This is a genomic window from Gluconacetobacter entanii (assembly GCF_013155425.1).
Taxonomy (GTDB): domain Bacteria; phylum Pseudomonadota; class Alphaproteobacteria; order Acetobacterales; family Acetobacteraceae; genus Novacetimonas; species Novacetimonas entanii.
The window spans coordinates 1-14687 of sequence record NZ_JABJWD010000056.1; the positions used below are offsets into that span (position 1 = coordinate 1).

At 57.0% G+C, this 14687-nt stretch carries 18 protein-coding genes and 2 pseudogenes; 6 read left to right on the top strand and 14 right to left on the bottom strand.

Features of this window, described 5'->3' with window-relative positions; translation table 11 throughout:
* Positions 1-197 precede the first annotated feature (197 nt).
* Positions 198-338: a hypothetical protein gene (locus HNH97_RS10285; protein ID WP_171790817.1), complete on the top strand. Its 141-nt coding sequence runs from the start codon at positions 198-200 to the stop codon at positions 336-338.
* A 128-nt stretch (positions 339-466) separates the two neighbouring features.
* On the opposite strand, the gene HNH97_RS10290 is transcribed toward HNH97_RS10285, so the two are convergent.
* From HNH97_RS10290 to HNH97_RS10300, 3 genes and pseudogenes are all read right to left on the bottom strand, one after another.
* Positions 467-1270, bottom strand: a complete 804-nt coding sequence (locus HNH97_RS10290) for a hypothetical protein (RefSeq protein ID WP_171790818.1) — start codon at positions 1268-1270, stop codon at positions 467-469.
* Entirely contained in the window at positions 1224-1730 is a 507-nt protein-coding gene (locus HNH97_RS10295; protein WP_171790819.1) for a DUF488 domain-containing protein, read from the bottom strand. The genes HNH97_RS10290 and HNH97_RS10295 overlap by 47 nt, the downstream gene beginning before the upstream one ends.
* A gap of 92 nt (positions 1731-1822) precedes the next feature.
* Positions 1823-2077, bottom strand: a pseudogene (locus tag HNH97_RS10300) (IS5/IS1182 family transposase); the annotation flags it as partial.
* Positions 2078-2086: 9 nt separating this feature from the next.
* Here HNH97_RS10300 and HNH97_RS17955 point away from each other — a divergent pair.
* Positions 2087-2410: pseudogene (locus tag HNH97_RS17955) on the top strand (hypothetical protein); the annotation flags it as partial.
* Between the two features lie 539 nt (positions 2411-2949).
* Here the strand turns inward: HNH97_RS17955 and HNH97_RS10305 are convergent.
* Positions 2950-3183 (bottom strand): hypothetical protein, encoded by a 234-nt coding sequence (locus HNH97_RS10305; RefSeq protein WP_227744373.1) that lies wholly within the window; start codon positions 3181-3183, stop codon positions 2950-2952.
* A 286-nt stretch (positions 3184-3469) separates the two neighbouring features.
* On the opposite strand from HNH97_RS10305, the gene HNH97_RS10310 reads away from it, so the two are divergent.
* Positions 3470-4027: a hypothetical protein gene (locus HNH97_RS10310; protein WP_171790820.1), complete on the top strand. Its 558-nt coding sequence runs from the start codon at positions 3470-3472 to the stop codon at positions 4025-4027.
* A gap of 43 nt (positions 4028-4070) precedes the next feature.
* Here HNH97_RS10310 and HNH97_RS10315 read toward each other — a convergent pair whose 3' ends face one another.
* Both HNH97_RS10315 and HNH97_RS10320 read right to left on the bottom strand, forming a co-directional pair.
* Complete coding sequence (locus tag HNH97_RS10315) at positions 4071-5162, bottom strand: glycosyltransferase family protein (RefSeq protein ID WP_171790821.1); 1092 nt, start codon at positions 5160-5162, stop codon at positions 4071-4073.
* Between the two features lie 66 nt (positions 5163-5228).
* Positions 5229-5414 (bottom strand): hypothetical protein, encoded by a 186-nt coding sequence (locus tag HNH97_RS10320; RefSeq protein ID WP_110912571.1) that lies wholly within the window; start codon positions 5412-5414, stop codon positions 5229-5231.
* A gap of 316 nt (positions 5415-5730) precedes the next feature.
* Here HNH97_RS10320 and HNH97_RS10325 point away from each other — a divergent pair, with 316 nt between their 5' ends.
* Positions 5731-6207, top strand: a complete 477-nt coding sequence (locus HNH97_RS10325; RefSeq protein WP_146220640.1) for a hypothetical protein — start codon at positions 5731-5733, stop codon at positions 6205-6207.
* A 90-nt stretch (positions 6208-6297) separates the two neighbouring features.
* Here HNH97_RS10325 and HNH97_RS10330 read toward each other — a convergent pair whose 3' ends face one another.
* The 3 genes from HNH97_RS10330 to HNH97_RS10340 all read right to left on the bottom strand — a co-directional run bounded on the left by HNH97_RS10330 (position 6298) and on the right by HNH97_RS10340 (position 8569).
* The gene (locus HNH97_RS10330; RefSeq protein WP_110912573.1) at positions 6298-6567 is read right to left on the bottom strand and encodes a hypothetical protein; all 270 of its coding nucleotides are present in this window, start codon (positions 6565-6567) and stop codon (positions 6298-6300) included.
* Positions 6568-6866: 299 nt separating this feature from the next.
* Positions 6867-7037: a CsbD family protein gene (locus HNH97_RS10335; protein WP_110912574.1), complete on the bottom strand. Its 171-nt coding sequence runs from the start codon at positions 7035-7037 to the stop codon at positions 6867-6869.
* Positions 7038-7171: 134 nt separating this feature from the next.
* Positions 7172-8569, bottom strand: a complete 1398-nt coding sequence (locus HNH97_RS10340; protein ID WP_171790822.1) for a sugar porter family MFS transporter — start codon at positions 8567-8569, stop codon at positions 7172-7174.
* 240 nt (positions 8570-8809) lie between these two features.
* Between HNH97_RS10340 and HNH97_RS10345 the strand changes: the two genes are divergently transcribed.
* Positions 8810-10111, top strand: coding sequence for a DUF6056 family protein (locus HNH97_RS10345; RefSeq protein ID WP_338085470.1), 1302 nt, complete (start codon positions 8810-8812; stop codon positions 10109-10111).
* Positions 10112-10224: 113 nt separating this feature from the next.
* On the opposite strand, the gene HNH97_RS10350 is transcribed toward HNH97_RS10345, so the two are convergent.
* Positions 10225-10512: a hypothetical protein gene (locus HNH97_RS10350; protein ID WP_244949394.1), complete on the bottom strand. Its 288-nt coding sequence runs from the start codon at positions 10510-10512 to the stop codon at positions 10225-10227.
* Between the two features lie 159 nt (positions 10513-10671).
* On the opposite strand from HNH97_RS10350, the gene HNH97_RS10355 reads away from it, so the two are divergent.
* Positions 10672-10857, top strand: coding sequence for a hypothetical protein (locus HNH97_RS10355; RefSeq protein WP_110912577.1), 186 nt, complete (start codon positions 10672-10674; stop codon positions 10855-10857).
* Between the two features lie 90 nt (positions 10858-10947).
* On the opposite strand, the gene HNH97_RS10360 is transcribed toward HNH97_RS10355, so the two are convergent.
* The 4 genes from HNH97_RS10360 to HNH97_RS10375 form a co-directional block, all read right to left on the bottom strand.
* The gene (locus HNH97_RS10360; protein ID WP_171790824.1) at positions 10948-11250 is read right to left on the bottom strand and encodes a hypothetical protein; all 303 of its coding nucleotides are present in this window, start codon (positions 11248-11250) and stop codon (positions 10948-10950) included.
* Positions 11251-11434: 184 nt separating this feature from the next.
* Positions 11435-12463: an alcohol dehydrogenase AdhP gene (adhP, locus tag HNH97_RS10365; RefSeq protein WP_171790825.1), complete on the bottom strand. Its 1029-nt coding sequence runs from the start codon at positions 12461-12463 to the stop codon at positions 11435-11437.
* 115 nt (positions 12464-12578) lie between these two features.
* Complete coding sequence (gene metC / locus HNH97_RS10370; RefSeq protein ID WP_110912579.1) at positions 12579-13805, bottom strand: cystathionine beta-lyase; 1227 nt, start codon at positions 13803-13805, stop codon at positions 12579-12581.
* A gap of 24 nt (positions 13806-13829) precedes the next feature.
* Positions 13830-14684 (bottom strand): sulfurtransferase, encoded by an 855-nt coding sequence (locus HNH97_RS10375; RefSeq protein WP_171790826.1) that lies wholly within the window; start codon positions 14682-14684, stop codon positions 13830-13832.
* Positions 14685-14687: the final 3 nt, after the last annotated feature.

Below are 14687 nucleotides of genomic sequence, written 5' to 3' on the forward strand. Positions count from 1 at the left end.
CTCAAATGACGTCAATAACGACGTCGTTAACGACGGTAAGTTACCAGTCACAATCCTCAATCATAAGGCGGCCTCAAACGGCCGGTTACGGTCAAGGAAGCGATCGAGACCAGCAAAAGCACCACCGGCCCCACCCTGGCGGAGATCGAGGCGATCTACGCCAAGTGCAAGGCCGACAACGCGGCGATTCAGGCATCATGAGCATCTTCGTCGCGGGCCTGCTGGCCGGGTTCGCGGGCGGCTTCATCTCGGCTGGTGCCGGGGTGGGGCTGTTCCTGTGGCGTAGGCAGCGGCGGGCGCTGGCGGTGCGGATGGTGTTGGGAAATTCCGATATTTAAGAAATGGGGATGGTAATCTGGTGACGCTCTTGACATGGGGCGCGCGGCGGAAGACGACAGGGCGGCGCTGGTCGCTGCGAACGATTCCTATTTAAGAAATTAGGCGCTGAAATCATTACTAAAAATGGTTAAAATCCAAATCCCATTTGTAGATTATGATCCAGCCTGATCACTCCTACCAGTAACCACTGAGTTAATCTTCTAGAATGTGTCCCCAAAACAAAAGCCATACCCTTTTTCGGGTATTCTTCATTAAATGTTGTGCTCATTGACTCTAATGCTTTCTCGTCGCTACAAAGTTCCCTTTGTCGACGATAGAATGTAGCCGACGTCTCCCAATCATCACAGGTAGACTTATGCCTTGCTCCTTCTTGATCTATCCAATCGAAATGGAACGCGTAAGGGCAAGGCGTCATCTCGGCCAAATCTGGGTCTAAAAAAGATGTCTGAGTTGCAGCAGCTTTATACGCTGCCGCTTCTAGTTTGATTTGGTCTTGAGTCTTTTTTTTCCAATAAAACTTACTTTCCCTTGGTCTAACCAAGGCTAGGCTCATGTCATGCTCTATGGCCACCCTCGTAGAAGGCATTAAAATAGGTTCAAGAAAGCCATACCGGTCTTGTGGGGGCATAAGTTCTGCTGGGATTATTGTATCTTCTTGAACCCGTCTGCTTTCTTTTCGTTTATCTCCACTGCCCGGTGATATCCAATCATATTTAATCCATTGCCAGCGACGGAATTTCTTATCTTCTAGCTTTCTAAAATGGATTGGATATTGCCGTCTCCACTCACGTTTTCGGGTCAACCCCGCACAACATACTGTTTCTCCACGTTTTTGACCAACATGAGGAAGCGCTTTTACTAATATTACTACTTCTTCACATCCCTTATTCGGTGGGAGCGAACAGATTGGATTGCTTACTTTTTTCTGCAAGACCGGCCCTCACGCCCAGATGGCGAATTTTTATCGGGACAATATCAGAAAGCGCTTTAGCGACAATGGTACGATGACATGTTTTATAATCACGCTCATAGCATAGGAGGCATGCTGCAAATTGAGATACCATGTCTACAGCAGTCTTTAGATCTGCCTGGGCTCGCTCGGATAGCAAATGCCGACTGAAAACTGCTTGGAATTTTTTTATATCGCCTGCACGAGCAGCCATCCGTCCTTCTTTGGGATCGCCCAACCCTCGTAGATGAATATAATGAATACCAGCCATTTCAAGCGCCTCTGATAAACTACGCTTGGAAAAGCCTCGGCGCCTAGATATCGGCAATTCGCGGATATCAATAATGCATGTCACGCCTCGCGCACGCAGAGTTTCCAGAAAATCGGCCAAATCTGCGGATTCATAACCGATAGTGGAGAGAATATGCTGCGAATTAATCATGATACGATTATGTGTCTGTCCTGAGATTCAGTGTCAATTCAAGTTCCACGTATAGCTCATAAAAAAAGCCTACCATCCTCTGAGAGCCTGAATTAGAAGGCGATTTGATTGATTTTCCGCAGAACTCTCTGCGGATTGGGCGATTATCAACCATGTGCAGGATGACGAGATTGTTGCCTTCACATCCATCTTGAGGCGGTAGCAGCGTCCGAGCTACGCTCCACGATCCAGCGTTTTGGCAGGACGACGAAGCCTTCGGCCTGATCGCTGCGCTTGACGATCTTGATCGTCCAGCGGCCGAGTTCAGCCAACGCACCACGCAACTTCTCGCCAGCATCCCCGCCATCACGATCCTGAACGTCGGCGCGATCACCACAGCCCTGACCGCTGGCTTGCAGGGATCGGCCAGCCGGACGCGCACGCAGCAGGTCAGCCTGCCGGTCGCTTACGCCCCGTTGTCTTCCCTGCCGGATGTGGAGATGTCCCGGCAGGTCGGTTACGAGACGGAGCTGCTGGCGCAGAATGACGACGCGCGGCACGAGGAAGCTGCGCGGCTGATCGCGGATCGGCAGGTGCTGCGGGCACGGGTGATGGAGTTGGTCAGGAATTGGGATGCGGGTCAGTGTGCGCCGCGCGCGCCAGTCACGCCGTTTGTGGGCGCCCGGCACCAACCTATTTGAATGATGCAAGGAACGAATCGGGGATCGAATCGGATTTTATCGTTAGTCACTGTCAGAACGACTCGTTATTATTCTATATACAGCGTAGTCGTCTATTTGGGCTAACTACCTTGTTTCTATTGGATATATAGGAAAATCATAATCCCTTGGTCGGCGGTTCAAATCCGTCCGCCGCTACCATCCGCGTTAGGATTAATCCTCCTATCAAAACCAGATGTGTTTCCCCATTCGTGATGGCTCCCTTGCTATTGCGCTGTGGCACATCATTTCCCCCTGTTCTGGCACCCGTCATCCGGACGGTAACACACCGTCCTTTGCCTGCGCGTCGCGCGTTTATTGCGTCCGGATCATGCCACGCGCATATCTGCGATCCATGGCTGGACGGGGTCGTTTTCCAGTCCGGACCAGACCGGGGCATGGTCCGTCGATGGAAAATATCGATTTTTCCCACCTTATCATAAAAGCGCGCCTGATGGCGCTTCAGGCGCGCTGAAAAATATCCTGATTTGGATATGATGGCTTTTCCAATGGCGGGCCGCTCAGGACAGGCCCTTACGGTCTGTCGTCGCCATCGCGTGCGAAGCCAGGAAGCGGAACTGCGCCTGCTCCTCGGGATAGGCGGGAATGCCCTGCAGGGCATGGGACATCTTCCGGTGGTTTCTGAAACTGCCGCGCCGTTCCCACGGACGGTCGGGATGCTGCTGGTTCCAGATGCTCATCGCCAGCAGTTCAAGCTCGGGACTGGTCGTTCCCGGATCAGACTTCGTCGTCATATCCACCTCCCTGTGCATATCCTTGTGCATGTGCGGTGTTGGGGCGTTGGAACTTTCACGAGGTATCTGTGATATTGCATCGCTGCCTGCCTTCAACGCATCATGCCCGCACGGGTTCGGCCTTCATGTTTTCGTGTCTGCCGGCGCGTCGGCAACGCCGCGAAGGGAGTGGCCGGGCGAACGGATATTGACTGGTTGCGAAACGGCAGCAAAATCAATGCGGGTGTCATCAACCACCATCATGCAGCAACCCTTTTGACGAGATGGGGCGAAGGAGCCCTCTGCCATGTCCTCTTTCTCTTTGTGCAAGATGTTTCTGGTAAGTGCATGCAGCCTGCTGGTGACATGGGAGATCGCCGGCACGTCCCCGGCGATGGCGCAGGAGGCGGCGCGTCATGGCCCCACGGCGGAACAGAAGGCCGAACTGGAACGCGCGGTGCATGACGCGGTCCAGCATGACATGCAGACCGTGGCGCAATATCCCCTGCCCAAGGATTTTTTTGCCCGCATACTGCCACTGATGCAGCAGATCGAGCAGGCCCACCTTTCCCCGCCCACCGCGACTCCCAACACCACGCTGGCGATGACCATCCGCCGAACCGAAGCCATGCAGCAGCTTCAGCCGATCCTCCAGCGCTATGGCATGACGGCGCGCGACTTTGTCATGGGGATTACGTGCTTTGGCATGACCGAAGCACTGCTGCAGGAACATTCCAAGGCGCATGGGGAACTGCCGCACCTTAATCCGGCCAATGTCAGCCTGATCAAGGAGCATGACGGGCAGGCGCAGGAACTGATCCAGATGATGAGCGCCGAGGATGAGGAGGAAGAACGCGCCCTGTAACCCGTCCGGTACGAAATCGCCCCCTGCCCTTTCGCGGTATGGGTCAGGCCTGATCGCCGGCCTGCACCTCCTCGGTAAGCAGCACGGCGCCGCCGGGGGCGGAGGTCGCACCTTTCCTGCGGAACTGCAGGTATTTTTCCCTCAGGCGGTCTTTTACATGCCTGGCCCTGATGCAGGTGGCCGGTGGCAGGCAGGACAGGCCGTATTCGATCACGCCCATGTTTTTCACGAAACAGGACTGCCTGCGAAACCATGGTACGAGCCCGGATGCCGTGATGGATGTCAGCAGGTCGGGGGGAAGCCGGATTGCAACATCGCGGCCAAGCAGCAGGCGGCGCAGGAATACGAAATAGGTATCGTGGGCCGCCCCTTTTTCCTCCCACGGCTTGGATGTCAGCGCCGCATGGAGGATGAGCGGGGTATGCCCCTGAAAACGGCATTCCAGCGTATGTGGATTCCGCGTTTCCAGAAAACGGAAATCCCAGCGATAGACCTGTTTTTCAATGGGAGCGAGTGAGACTGCATCCGTTTCATATTCGCTCATCAGAATGGCATTGAGGGCGTCCTGATCCGACTGGGCCGTGGGCGAATCCCATTCGCTGCCTTCCTGGTAGGTCGGGTGGGAATGTATGGCCTCACATGCCTGCCACCAGCGTTCCAGCAGGTGAGGCCAGCGGTCGGTGGAAAAGGCCACGAACCCGGAACAGACATAGACCTGGCGGCGTGGGGGACGCTTCAGTGTAAAGATCTCCTCCCACTGGGCATACCACCGGTCGTCGATCGGGTTGGGAAAGGCGCAGATCCCCCCTCGCCGCGCTTGGGCGATCAGGGGGGCGAGCGATCCGGTCACGATCATGTCGGAATCAATAATTACGGCGATACCGGTTGCATTGGCGATATGGGCAAAGGCCTTGTACTGGCCCGGGTTCCTGATTTTCGCCGGATCAAGGGCAATAAGTTCCACCTGCCCGCAGGTCGCAAGCACCGCTTTCTGCGCCGGGGTCAGGCCGCAGTCCCCCACCCGGATGGTCTGGGTATGGCCGGTAAGGATCAGGGAATTGATCAGGGCGACAAGGCCGGGGAAATACGAGGCATTGCTTATTGTATAAAAGCAGACATCATCATCCGTCGCCATGTCTGTTCCCTTTGTTTATATGTATTTGAAATGAAAACGTCCGTTTTAATCATATCCCCGGAGAAGTTATATTTTGGGTAGCGGTATCTGTGGCGAAAACAGACATCCCAGCGCGATACCTGCCAGAAAAAGGATGACCATCATTGTGGTCAGCATGGCGTTTCTTCGCTCCAGAGGTGTGCCAAACGGCGGCTTGAGGCTTTTATCGGCCAAGGGCGGTGGTTCACCACTTTTCTTGAAATTGTTGCTCATCGGGCCTGCCTTTATTGGAAGTTTTGCCCGTCAACGTCATCTGTATGCTGAGAGTTTCCCGATATTCGGGAATATAATTGAGGATGTGGAATTTTAATTAATATAATTAATTAAGAATTATTTGCATATATTATGATCCTATCCCGGCCTTATGTGAGGAGGTACCTGCTGTCCGTTCACCGGGAAATATCCCGACGCGTTGCCCCTTTCCGGCATGCTGCGTGCCTGATCCGCCGCGCAGGCGTTTTGTCGCGGATTATAGATTGAGTGGTCTGGTTATTTTCCACAGAGACGGCTATGCCTCCTGTGTCGTTCCTTGCTTGATTTTCACATGGGCCTGTCAATGAAACACCGGTTACGAAACACCATCGTCACACCTTGTTCCAAATGGGTGGCGGCCATCGGCATCATGGTGGCTCTTGCTGGCTGTTCACACAACAAACCCTTCAACCGTGGGCCTTATCTGGCTTATGGGCTGGGGCCGAATACGGCTTATGTTCCGGTCGAACCTTACAATGCCGCGGAAAATATCCGGCGTGCGCTGGCGTGCAACAATCCCAGCACCAAGCCCTTCATGCGTCGGGACCTGCAGGAAGACCGGTTCATCATTTCAAATGCGGTTCTGCCGGGAACGACCAAAAGCTACGAAATCGTTGCGGCATGGTCGTTTACCGGGACATTGGTGCATATCAATTCGTCCGAGGCCGTGCCCACGGTTGTCAGTACCATCAGTGACTATGCGAAGCAGGGTGCAACCTGCCCTGCTGCAGCCCTGCCGAAAACCAGCAACTGATCTGGTCCCTGCCGCAATGCGCAAAAGGGGACGTGACAAGACACGCCCCCGCAGGATGCCAGATTTCAGGATGTCAGGTTTTTTGTTGTTTCAGGCGGATGGGTGTCTTGCCGCCGGGTAGGCCGCATGCTGGATGCAGGTGGCCGCCATCAGATGCCCATTGGTAAATGGCTGTATGCAGGGTTCGTCTGCGGGACAGGTTCCCAGCGTGTCGCACTGACTGTCCTCGGCCGCGGCCTTCTGCACGACGCCGAGCAGTCTGGCCTGCTGCATGGGTGTCAACATTTCCACCGCCGCCGCAAGGGCGTGTTCAAGGCCAGAGATATGGGCCTCATAGACCAGGATCTGTCTGGCAGACATGGGAGCGGTTTTTTTTTCAGTCATGGTGTTTATTGCCCCTGAGATATGGGCCGTCAGGCACGACCCATAATTTTCGTTACCTACCATAACTGTAATCGACGCATCCTGCATGTGAAAATCACCATGTCACCATGTATGATTTTCTGGCGGGAGGCGTTTAATACAGTATTTTTGATATAGCAAAAAAATTATTAATACAGGTTAACATACAGCGTTCCGCAGGGGGAGCACATTATTGTCATCCTGACGGGGCAGTATTGTGTTTTGACAGGTGCAGGATCTCCCTGCCCTGCCGCAGGTCAGTAGGCCGATGGCCGACTGGACGCGACTTTCTGCGCGTGGCCTTTCATTTCCTGCGCGATGCCACTGCGTGCGATTTTCCGGCTTCCCGTCACGTAACCGATTTCCTGCTTCAGTTGCCCGGCAATGATATTGGCCGTGCTGAAAACAATGTTCTTGAAATTCGTCATATAGTTATCCTCATCCGAGCATGACAATACGGCTCAGCACCCCGGACAGGAGGTGCGGGACGCACAGAAACATACCGCATATCAGGCATGCAAGGAGTAAATGAGGAACGGGACACGAACGAAATAATTGAAATCTATCGACCTATATTGCGCAACTTTTTTCCGGAAAGAAGGTTGGTTTCGATGGTTTCCAACGGGACATCCCGGGTTTCGGGAACAAACATCAGCGTAAACACGATGAAGACAACATTCATGAGGGCAAAGCCGGCGAATGTCTGGCCAAAGCCGATGACGGAGACAATGCTCAGGAAAGTGTTACTGACGATCCAGTCCGCCCACCAGTTGGCCAGCGTGGAACAGCCAACGCCAAAGTCCCTGCCCTCCAGCGGCTGGATCTCGGAACACAGGGTCCAGACCAGCGGGCCGGCCCCCAGGCCAAATCCGCCGACAAAGGTCAGCAATGCCGCCAGCAGGCACAGTGTCGCGGCGATGCTCGAAAGGTGAAGGCCGGTGATTACCGCGGCAACAGCCAGCGAAACCGCCATGATTGCGGCACTTGCACAGAGCAGCGGACGTCTGCCCCACCGGTTGACCAGAAAGATCGCGGCAATACCGACAACGGTGTTGATGACACCGATCAGGACAGTCGCCCAGGCCGCGCCAGACGTGCCGAAATGGGCGTTTTGCAGGATTTTCGGGGTATAGTACATGACGACATTGATCCCCGTCAGTTGCTGCATGACCTGAAGGCAGATGCCCAGCATGACGGAGCGACGGAAGTTTGGCTGCTGACGCAGCAGTTTCAGGCCGCTTGTCCGTCCCTTTCCGGTTTCGGCCTTGATGCTGGCGAACTCCGCATCGGCCTCCGCCGGGGTGTCACGCAGGGCGCGCAGGACGGTTCGGGCCTTTGCATCCTGCCCGCGTGCGATCAGCCATGATGGACTGGGCGGCAGGAGGAAGCATCCGATAAACAGAAGTGCTGCCGGCAGCATGGGCATGCTGACCATCCATCGCCAGTGCCCTCCGGAGGACAGGATGCCGCCTGCCAGATATCCGGCCAGGATGCCCGCAGATTGCAGCATGGAAAATGTTGAAACCATGCTGCCCCTCAGGTGGCCAGACATGGTTTCGGAAATATATAGCGGGGCGGTGAAGGTGCAGATGCCAATGGCAACGCCGATCAGCAGGCGTCCGGTCAGGATCTGCGGAATCTCCATGGCGTTGGCGCACAGGCATGCCCCTGCGAACATCAGCACCATGGCGGCCGTCAGCACCGTCCGTCGTCCGAAACGTGCGGAAAACGTCCCTGCCCCCAGCGATCCGACCGACGCGCCGAGCATCAGGACCGATACGATCCATTCCTGATCGCGCGTGGAGGCCCGGAAATCCATTCCGATAAACCCCAGTGCCTGGGAAATCAGGCCCGTATCAAGCCCGACCAGAAGGCCGGCGCAGGCCGTGATCAGGCCCGCACGAAAGGCTTTCCGCCCTGACGGTGATGGGGGTACTGGTGTTGCTGCGGTGGGAATCACGTTCCGTTTTCCTCCCGGCCGGGATGTTTCTGACGTCTATGTTGACGTCATAATGACCGATACGGCATCCATCCATGATGCAACACCGGGGCATGTCTTTTTCTGTCCGGTTTTCAGGGGAAAGTCATCGCATCCATGCGATGGCGGGTTATGGACGCATACGACGCCAGCGCACGGGCCATCATGGAGATGGGGCCATGCAGGAAGGATTTCATGAAAAATACGGATCTCGTGCGCTTCATGACCGCAGACAGGGCAAAGCTTTGTGCTTTGGGAATGATTTTTTTGTTTTCCCTGTGGGCCAATATTGTAACCCCGTTATGGGCGGATGATTATTGCCGGACCATTCCGGTCGATCTGAAGAATACGTTTCATATTGTATATGGGAATTATTTTTACTGGACCGGAAGATATTTCACGACACTGATTACATTTCTGGTGCTTGAATTTCATTCCTATGGATCAATTTTCATATTTGATGTCCTGAATGCACTTGTTTTCTGCGTTCTTGTCCATAATGTCTGCATGATATGCAGGGATACTGCTGATCCGGACAGGGACATGACAGCCGGATTTGCGGATATCATATTTGTATTCCTGGCCATCTGGTGGATACCACGCGATATTTCCGAAGTGGCACTCTGGAAGACCGGGGCGATCGGCTATCTGTGGCCCGTGACGGGGGAATTGTGGATCCTGCGACAGGTCCTTGCCCGACGCCTGCCGTCTGGTGTCCTTGCCTGTGGCTTTTCTTTTTTTATTGCAACATTTCTGGAACCCCTCTCCCTGCTGATGAGCATGGTGCTGATCGCTTTCGGAATCAGTCGCTATCGGGACGGAAGGCCTGTCGCCTGCCCCTTCATCGGGTTCCATCTGCTTGGCACCCTGTTCCTGTGGCTTGCGCCGGGGAATTATGTTCGCGCACGCACGATGGAGCATGACACGATCGTCAACCGTCTTGATGGTGTGCTGGGCAATGTCGGAAGCCTGTTCGATCTGTACTGGATCCCGTTTGTCATCATCCTGCTCCTCTGCCACGTTGCGGTGGTAAAGGACGGAGGACAATGGTCCCGGTCATGGAAAAAAATCGGGACATTTGCGGCACTTTCCCTGATCTACATGATGATATTGCTGCTGTTCCCGCGATCGTCGCTTGCCGCAAGGGTATCTTTTCCTGCCAGCATCTATCTGGTCTGCATATTGGCAACATTGTTCATCAATCGCCCGACGCCTGCAGGCGTGCGCAACTGGATGCTGGGGGCGGGAATTGCTGGTCTGGCCATCTGGCACATGTGGGTATGCGTGCCGGACCTGCTGGAACTCGCGCATGTCAGCGCCATGTGGAACCGGCAGACTGCCGCGCATAGCGCGGGGTTCGAAGATGTCACCCTGCCCCGCGTGACCATGGGGCCACGGCACAAACTTCTTTATGTGCACAAGGATATCCTGTTTGTGGGGATTTCACCGGATCCGCACAACATGATGAATGTCTGTTTCGCGCGTGCGCTGGGCGTCAAGAGTGTTCATTCCACACCGGAATGAATACTCCTGCTGGTTGACGGGGCAATGGCGGAAGAAGGAACACCGCTTTTTTGCAAAAAGGCGGTGCCCTGGAAGACTTAATGTTCTGTCAGCAGGTGATGGATAGGCAGTCCCTATCGGGATTCAGGGGCTGCGCCTGCATCCGGCGTGGCAGGTTGCGGCTGTGTTTCTTCCTGGTTCTTCTGTGCTGCTGCGGCCTTGCGGGCATTATGGCGCCGTACCATGCCGGCAGCACAGCCTGCGGCAGCCCCGCTTTTGGCATGGCCGCTTCCGACGAAATGCCCGGCGACACCACCGGCCATGCCGCCCTTGATACAGCCGCCCGGCTCGGCATGGCTGATTGCAGGGGAAAGCAGGAACCCGCAGACGAGTAACGGAAATGCAAGACGGTAATGGTTCATCGAGGTGTTTCCCAATCTGTTCAGAGGTAAATAGTGGGACCGGGTTCGCTTCATGCTGGATGTGACAGTTCCGTTTTCCCGGTATGCGGGGATAACAGTTGTCAGCGGCAGGGTTCCCTTCCATCGTGAATTATCTCAACAAAGGAAAGGAACCTGTTGATGAGTAAGGAACCGTCGGAAGCCATTCATGCCGCACTGATTCATGCGGCGGCAGTCCTGACCGCAGCAAAGAAGGAAGTGATTGAAAAGGCCTCCCCCACCGAGGTGAAGGCACATTTCAAGTCATTCCTGCACACGCTCGAAACCGGGTGGCGGGAGCATGAAGCCGGCGATCATCACAAATAAGGTATGAAGTGAGGCGGCATCCGCAGGTCATATCCTGTGGATGCCGCCCTGCCCCATCAGGCAGCCTGATGCGGCATTCAGTCGGCGGGATTATTTGCCCGTAAAAAACTTGTTCATGTCCGAACCGGTCTTGTGGCTCCAGCGGTCCATCTTGTGCCCGGTCTCGTGGCTCCAGTTATCCAGCGTCTTTCCGGTCCTGTTGCCCCAGTTCTTGACGTGCTGCGTATCCTGTGCGGCTTCGTCATGCGCCGCGTGGCCCGTATGGTCTATTTTCTTTCCCGCCACGCATGCATCATAATCCGAAGAGTTGGCGCAGTCATCGGCCAGTGCCGGTAAAGAGGAAATGCCCGTCAGGCCAATAATTCCCAGTCCAATCAATAATGATTTTCTCATATTTCCCAATATCCATCCTGTCGTATGGATATCCGCCGAAAACAGTCAGGCACGACAGGCAGATATCCTGCCCGCGCATGAAACGCGGGGCCGCGATAACTTATCCCCTTCCGTCATGGATTTGTTTTCCGTGACGGAAGGGTCTGTGTTTTCAACGTCGGGTGCGTCCTGGGGTTGCATATACTCAGTTACGAAAATCCAGAACAATCCGTCCCGCGACCTTTCCGTGCTGCAACCGGTCGAAAATATCGTTGATGTTTTCCAGTTTGTCGGCCGCAACGACGGTCGAGACCTTCCCTTCGGTAAAGAAGGACATCGCCTCGATCATGTCGAGGCGCGTACCGACGATGGAGCCACGTACCGTCGTGCCATTCATGACCATGTCGAAAATCGAGATCGGGAATTCCCCCGGCGGCAGGCCGTTGAGGACAATGGTCCCGCCCCGGCGGGCATAGCCGATGGCCTGGGTGAAGGCCGTGTTGGAGACGGCCGTGACCAGGACGCCATGCGTACCGCCGGTTTTCTGCTGGATATAGGCGACCGGGTCGGTGGTGCGCGCATTGACGGTCACGCTGGCGCCCAGCCTGCGGGCTTCGGCCAGTTTCCCGTCATCAATGTCCACCGCCGCGACATTCAGGCCCATGGCGACCGCGTACTGGATGGCCATCTGACCCAGTCCCCCCGCGCCGGAAATGGCGACCCATTCGCCCGCGCGCGTGTCGGTCATCTTCAGGCCCTTGTACACCGTCAGCCCGGCACACAGGACAGGCGCCGTGCGGATCGGGTCGATGTCCTTGGGCAGGTGCGCGACATAGTTCGGGTCGGCCACGACATATTCGGCAAAGCACCCGTTGACCGAATATCCCGTATCTTCCTGCTTCTCACACAGGGTTTCCCATCCACCCAGACAGTGTTCGCAATGTCCGCAGGCCGAATACAGCCACGGCACACCGACGACGTCGCCGGTCTTGATCCAGTCAACCGCGGCGCCGACTTCCACGACATGGCCGATCCCCTCATGCCCGGGGATGAAGGGCGGTTTCGGTTTGGTGGGCCAGTCGCCACGCGCGGCGTGCAGGTCTGTATGGCACACGCCACAGGCATCGACCTTCACCAGAATCTGGTTGGGGCGGATCGAGGGGATATCGAGTTCCTCGATACTCAGGGGTTTTCCGAATTCGCGGACAACCGCTGCTTTCATCTTACCGGCCATTTCACTACCTCATCACTGATGCGTGTGCCGCCCCATGGGGCGTGGATCACTGCTCCTGCCACAATGGCAGGGCAGTCTTTGGGGTGCATTGACATGTATCAGTATGAACGCACGCTCAGCCCTCTCCTTTCGCCAGTCCATCCAGCCCCTGCGCCAGATCGGCGATCAGGTCCTGCGTCTCCTCCAGCCCGATATGGATGCGAAAGGTCGGGCCTGCCTGCGTCACGCTGTCGCATGAACGGGTGATGCCCCGCGTCGTTGGCAGCACCAGGCTTTCATATCCGCCCCATGAGGCGCCGATGCCAAACATCCGCAGCGAATCAATCATGCGTTCCATCTGCGCCAGTGTGAATTCGGGACGCAGGACAACCCCGAACAGGGAGGACGCGCCCGAAAAATCCCGTTTCCAGAATGTGTGTCCGGGGCATGACGGCAATGCGGGATGCAGTACCCGGCTCACCTCTGGCCGGGACTGCAGCCACACGGCGACATCGATCGCCGACTGGGACTGCCGCTCCTGGCGTACGGGCAGGGTCCGTATCCCCCGCAGCGTCAGGGCGCAGTCGTCCGGTCCCGCGACCTGCCCGCTCTGGATGGCGGTGTCGCGCAGAAGACGCCAGTCCGCCTCGTTCCCGACGGAGACGGCGCCGATCACCGTATCGGCGTGGCCCGCGGGATATTTGGTCAGGGCCTGGATTGAAATGTCCGCACCATGGCGGAATGGCTGGAAGATGCCGATCCCCCATGTATTGTCCACGATCAGGCGCGCGCCATGCCCGTGGGCCACGCGCGCCAGCATGGGGATGTCCTGCACCTCGAACGAATGGCTGCCGGGACTTTCGGTCAGGATGACGCCCGTCTCCGCCCGGCACATGCGGCGCAGGTCTTCCTCGCTCGCGCATGGCGGGAAGTAGGAGATGTCCACGCCAAAGCGACGCAGCACCTTTTCCGCGAAGCGCCGCGTGGGGCCATAGACGGAATCGGACATCAGGCAGTGGCTGCCAGCATCAAGGAACGCCAGCAGGGGCAGCATGCACGCCGCAAGGCCGGAGGGCGCGATCTGGGTATGTGCCGCACCTTCGATCGTGGCGATCGCCTGTTCCAGCCGATACTGCAGCGGTGTTCCCATCGCGCCATAGATCAGTTCGTCATCATAGCGTTTGCGCCCGGCCTCCTCCATCGCCTCGAGCGAGGAGAACAGCACGGTTGACCCGCGTGCGACCGGCGGGTTGACGAAGACGCCCTGCCCGCCCTGCGGCACATCGCGCGCCACACGCACCGCAAGCGACGCCATCTCCCGCCAGCCGCGGGAGACGGCATGGCGCAGGTTTTCATGATCCATCGGTATGTTTCCCTCGCCCTTTTTCTATGCGTTCCGTGTCACGATGGGGGTGCCGGGGGTCGATGCCCATTCCGCCCATGACCCGTCATAGACGGCGTGCTGTCCCAGCCCCGCCGCCACCAGCCCGAGCGCCAGCACGCATGCGGTCATGCCGCTGCCGCATGTGCAGACGGCCTCCCTGTCGGGACGCATGCCCGCGGCGGCGAAGACCTGTCGCAGTTCATGGGGCGGCCGCATGCGCCCGTCGGCCGTCAGCAGCGTCGTATAGGGCATGCTGGTCGCGCCGGGCATGTGCCCCGAGGGCATGCCCGCGCGCGGTTCGGGCTGTTCACCGGTAAAGCGCCCATGGGCGCGCGCATCAAGGATCAGCGATGAGCCGGGCGCATGGACGATGTCGAGCATGTCCCCAAGCCCCTTCAGCCTGCGCATGCGGGGACGCGCGATAAAGGGCGGCGTGTCCTGCGCGGGCACCGGGGTCGGTCCTGTCTCCAGCCGCAACCCTGCTTCCTGCCAGGCGGGCAGGCCGCCATCGAGCACCTGCGTGCGGTCATGGCCAAACAGCCCCATCAGCCACCAGCCACGCGCGGCGCAGGCCACGCCCTTCTGGTCATAAAAGATGATGCGGGCCCCGTCATGCAGACCCAGCGCACGGGCCAGGCGGGTAAAGCGCGCCTGACCCGGCACCGTATGGGGCAACGGGGAGTCCGGGTCCGAAAATGCATCGATGTCAAACCGTCGCGCGCCGGGAATATGCCCCGACAGGAAACAGGTCTGCGGATCGAATTTCTGTCCCGGCAGGGCCTGCGTCGCGTCAAGTATGACAACATCGTCATGTGACAGGCAGCGGTCCAGGTCTTCGGCGGAAATCAGTGGGTGCATATC

What these genes read in the sequence shown, in the direction of transcription:
- HNH97_RS10285 (WP_171790817.1), top strand. Translation starts at nt 198, where the DNA reads ATGAGCATCTTCGTCGCGGGCCTGCTGGCCGGGTTCGCGGGCGGCTTC.
- HNH97_RS10295 (WP_171790819.1), bottom strand. Translation starts at nt 1,730, where the DNA reads ATGATTAATTCGCAGCATATTCTCTCCACTATCGGTTATGAATCCGCA.
- HNH97_RS10305 (WP_227744373.1), bottom strand. Translation starts at nt 3,183, where the DNA reads ATGACGACGAAGTCTGATCCGGGAACGACCAGTCCCGAGCTTGAACTG.
- HNH97_RS10310 (WP_171790820.1), top strand. Translation starts at nt 3,470, where the DNA reads ATGTCCTCTTTCTCTTTGTGCAAGATGTTTCTGGTAAGTGCATGCAGC.
- HNH97_RS10315 (WP_171790821.1), bottom strand. Translation starts at nt 5,162, where the DNA reads ATGGCGACGGATGATGATGTCTGCTTTTATACAATAAGCAATGCCTCG.
- HNH97_RS10320 (WP_110912571.1), bottom strand. Translation starts at nt 5,414, where the DNA reads ATGAGCAACAATTTCAAGAAAAGTGGTGAACCACCGCCCTTGGCCGAT.
- HNH97_RS10330 (WP_110912573.1), bottom strand. Translation starts at nt 6,567, where the DNA reads ATGTCTGCCAGACAGATCCTGGTCTATGAGGCCCATATCTCTGGCCTT.
- HNH97_RS10335 (WP_110912574.1), bottom strand. Translation starts at nt 7,037, where the DNA reads ATGACGAATTTCAAGAACATTGTTTTCAGCACGGCCAATATCATTGCC.
- HNH97_RS10345 (WP_338085470.1), top strand. Translation starts at nt 8,810, where the DNA reads ATGACCGCAGACAGGGCAAAGCTTTGTGCTTTGGGAATGATTTTTTTG.
- HNH97_RS10350 (WP_244949394.1), bottom strand. Translation starts at nt 10,512, where the DNA reads ATGAACCATTACCGTCTTGCATTTCCGTTACTCGTCTGCGGGTTCCTG.
- HNH97_RS10355 (WP_110912577.1), top strand. Translation starts at nt 10,672, where the DNA reads ATGAGTAAGGAACCGTCGGAAGCCATTCATGCCGCACTGATTCATGCG.
- HNH97_RS10360 (WP_171790824.1), bottom strand. Translation starts at nt 11,250, where the DNA reads ATGAGAAAATCATTATTGATTGGACTGGGAATTATTGGCCTGACGGGC.
- adhP (WP_171790825.1), bottom strand. Translation starts at nt 12,463, where the DNA reads ATGGCCGGTAAGATGAAAGCAGCGGTTGTCCGCGAATTCGGAAAACCC.
- metC (WP_110912579.1), bottom strand. Translation starts at nt 13,805, where the DNA reads ATGGATCATGAAAACCTGCGCCATGCCGTCTCCCGCGGCTGGCGGGAG.
- HNH97_RS10375 (WP_171790826.1), bottom strand. Translation starts at nt 14,684, where the DNA reads ATGCACCCACTGATTTCCGCCGAAGACCTGGACCGCTGCCTGTCACAT.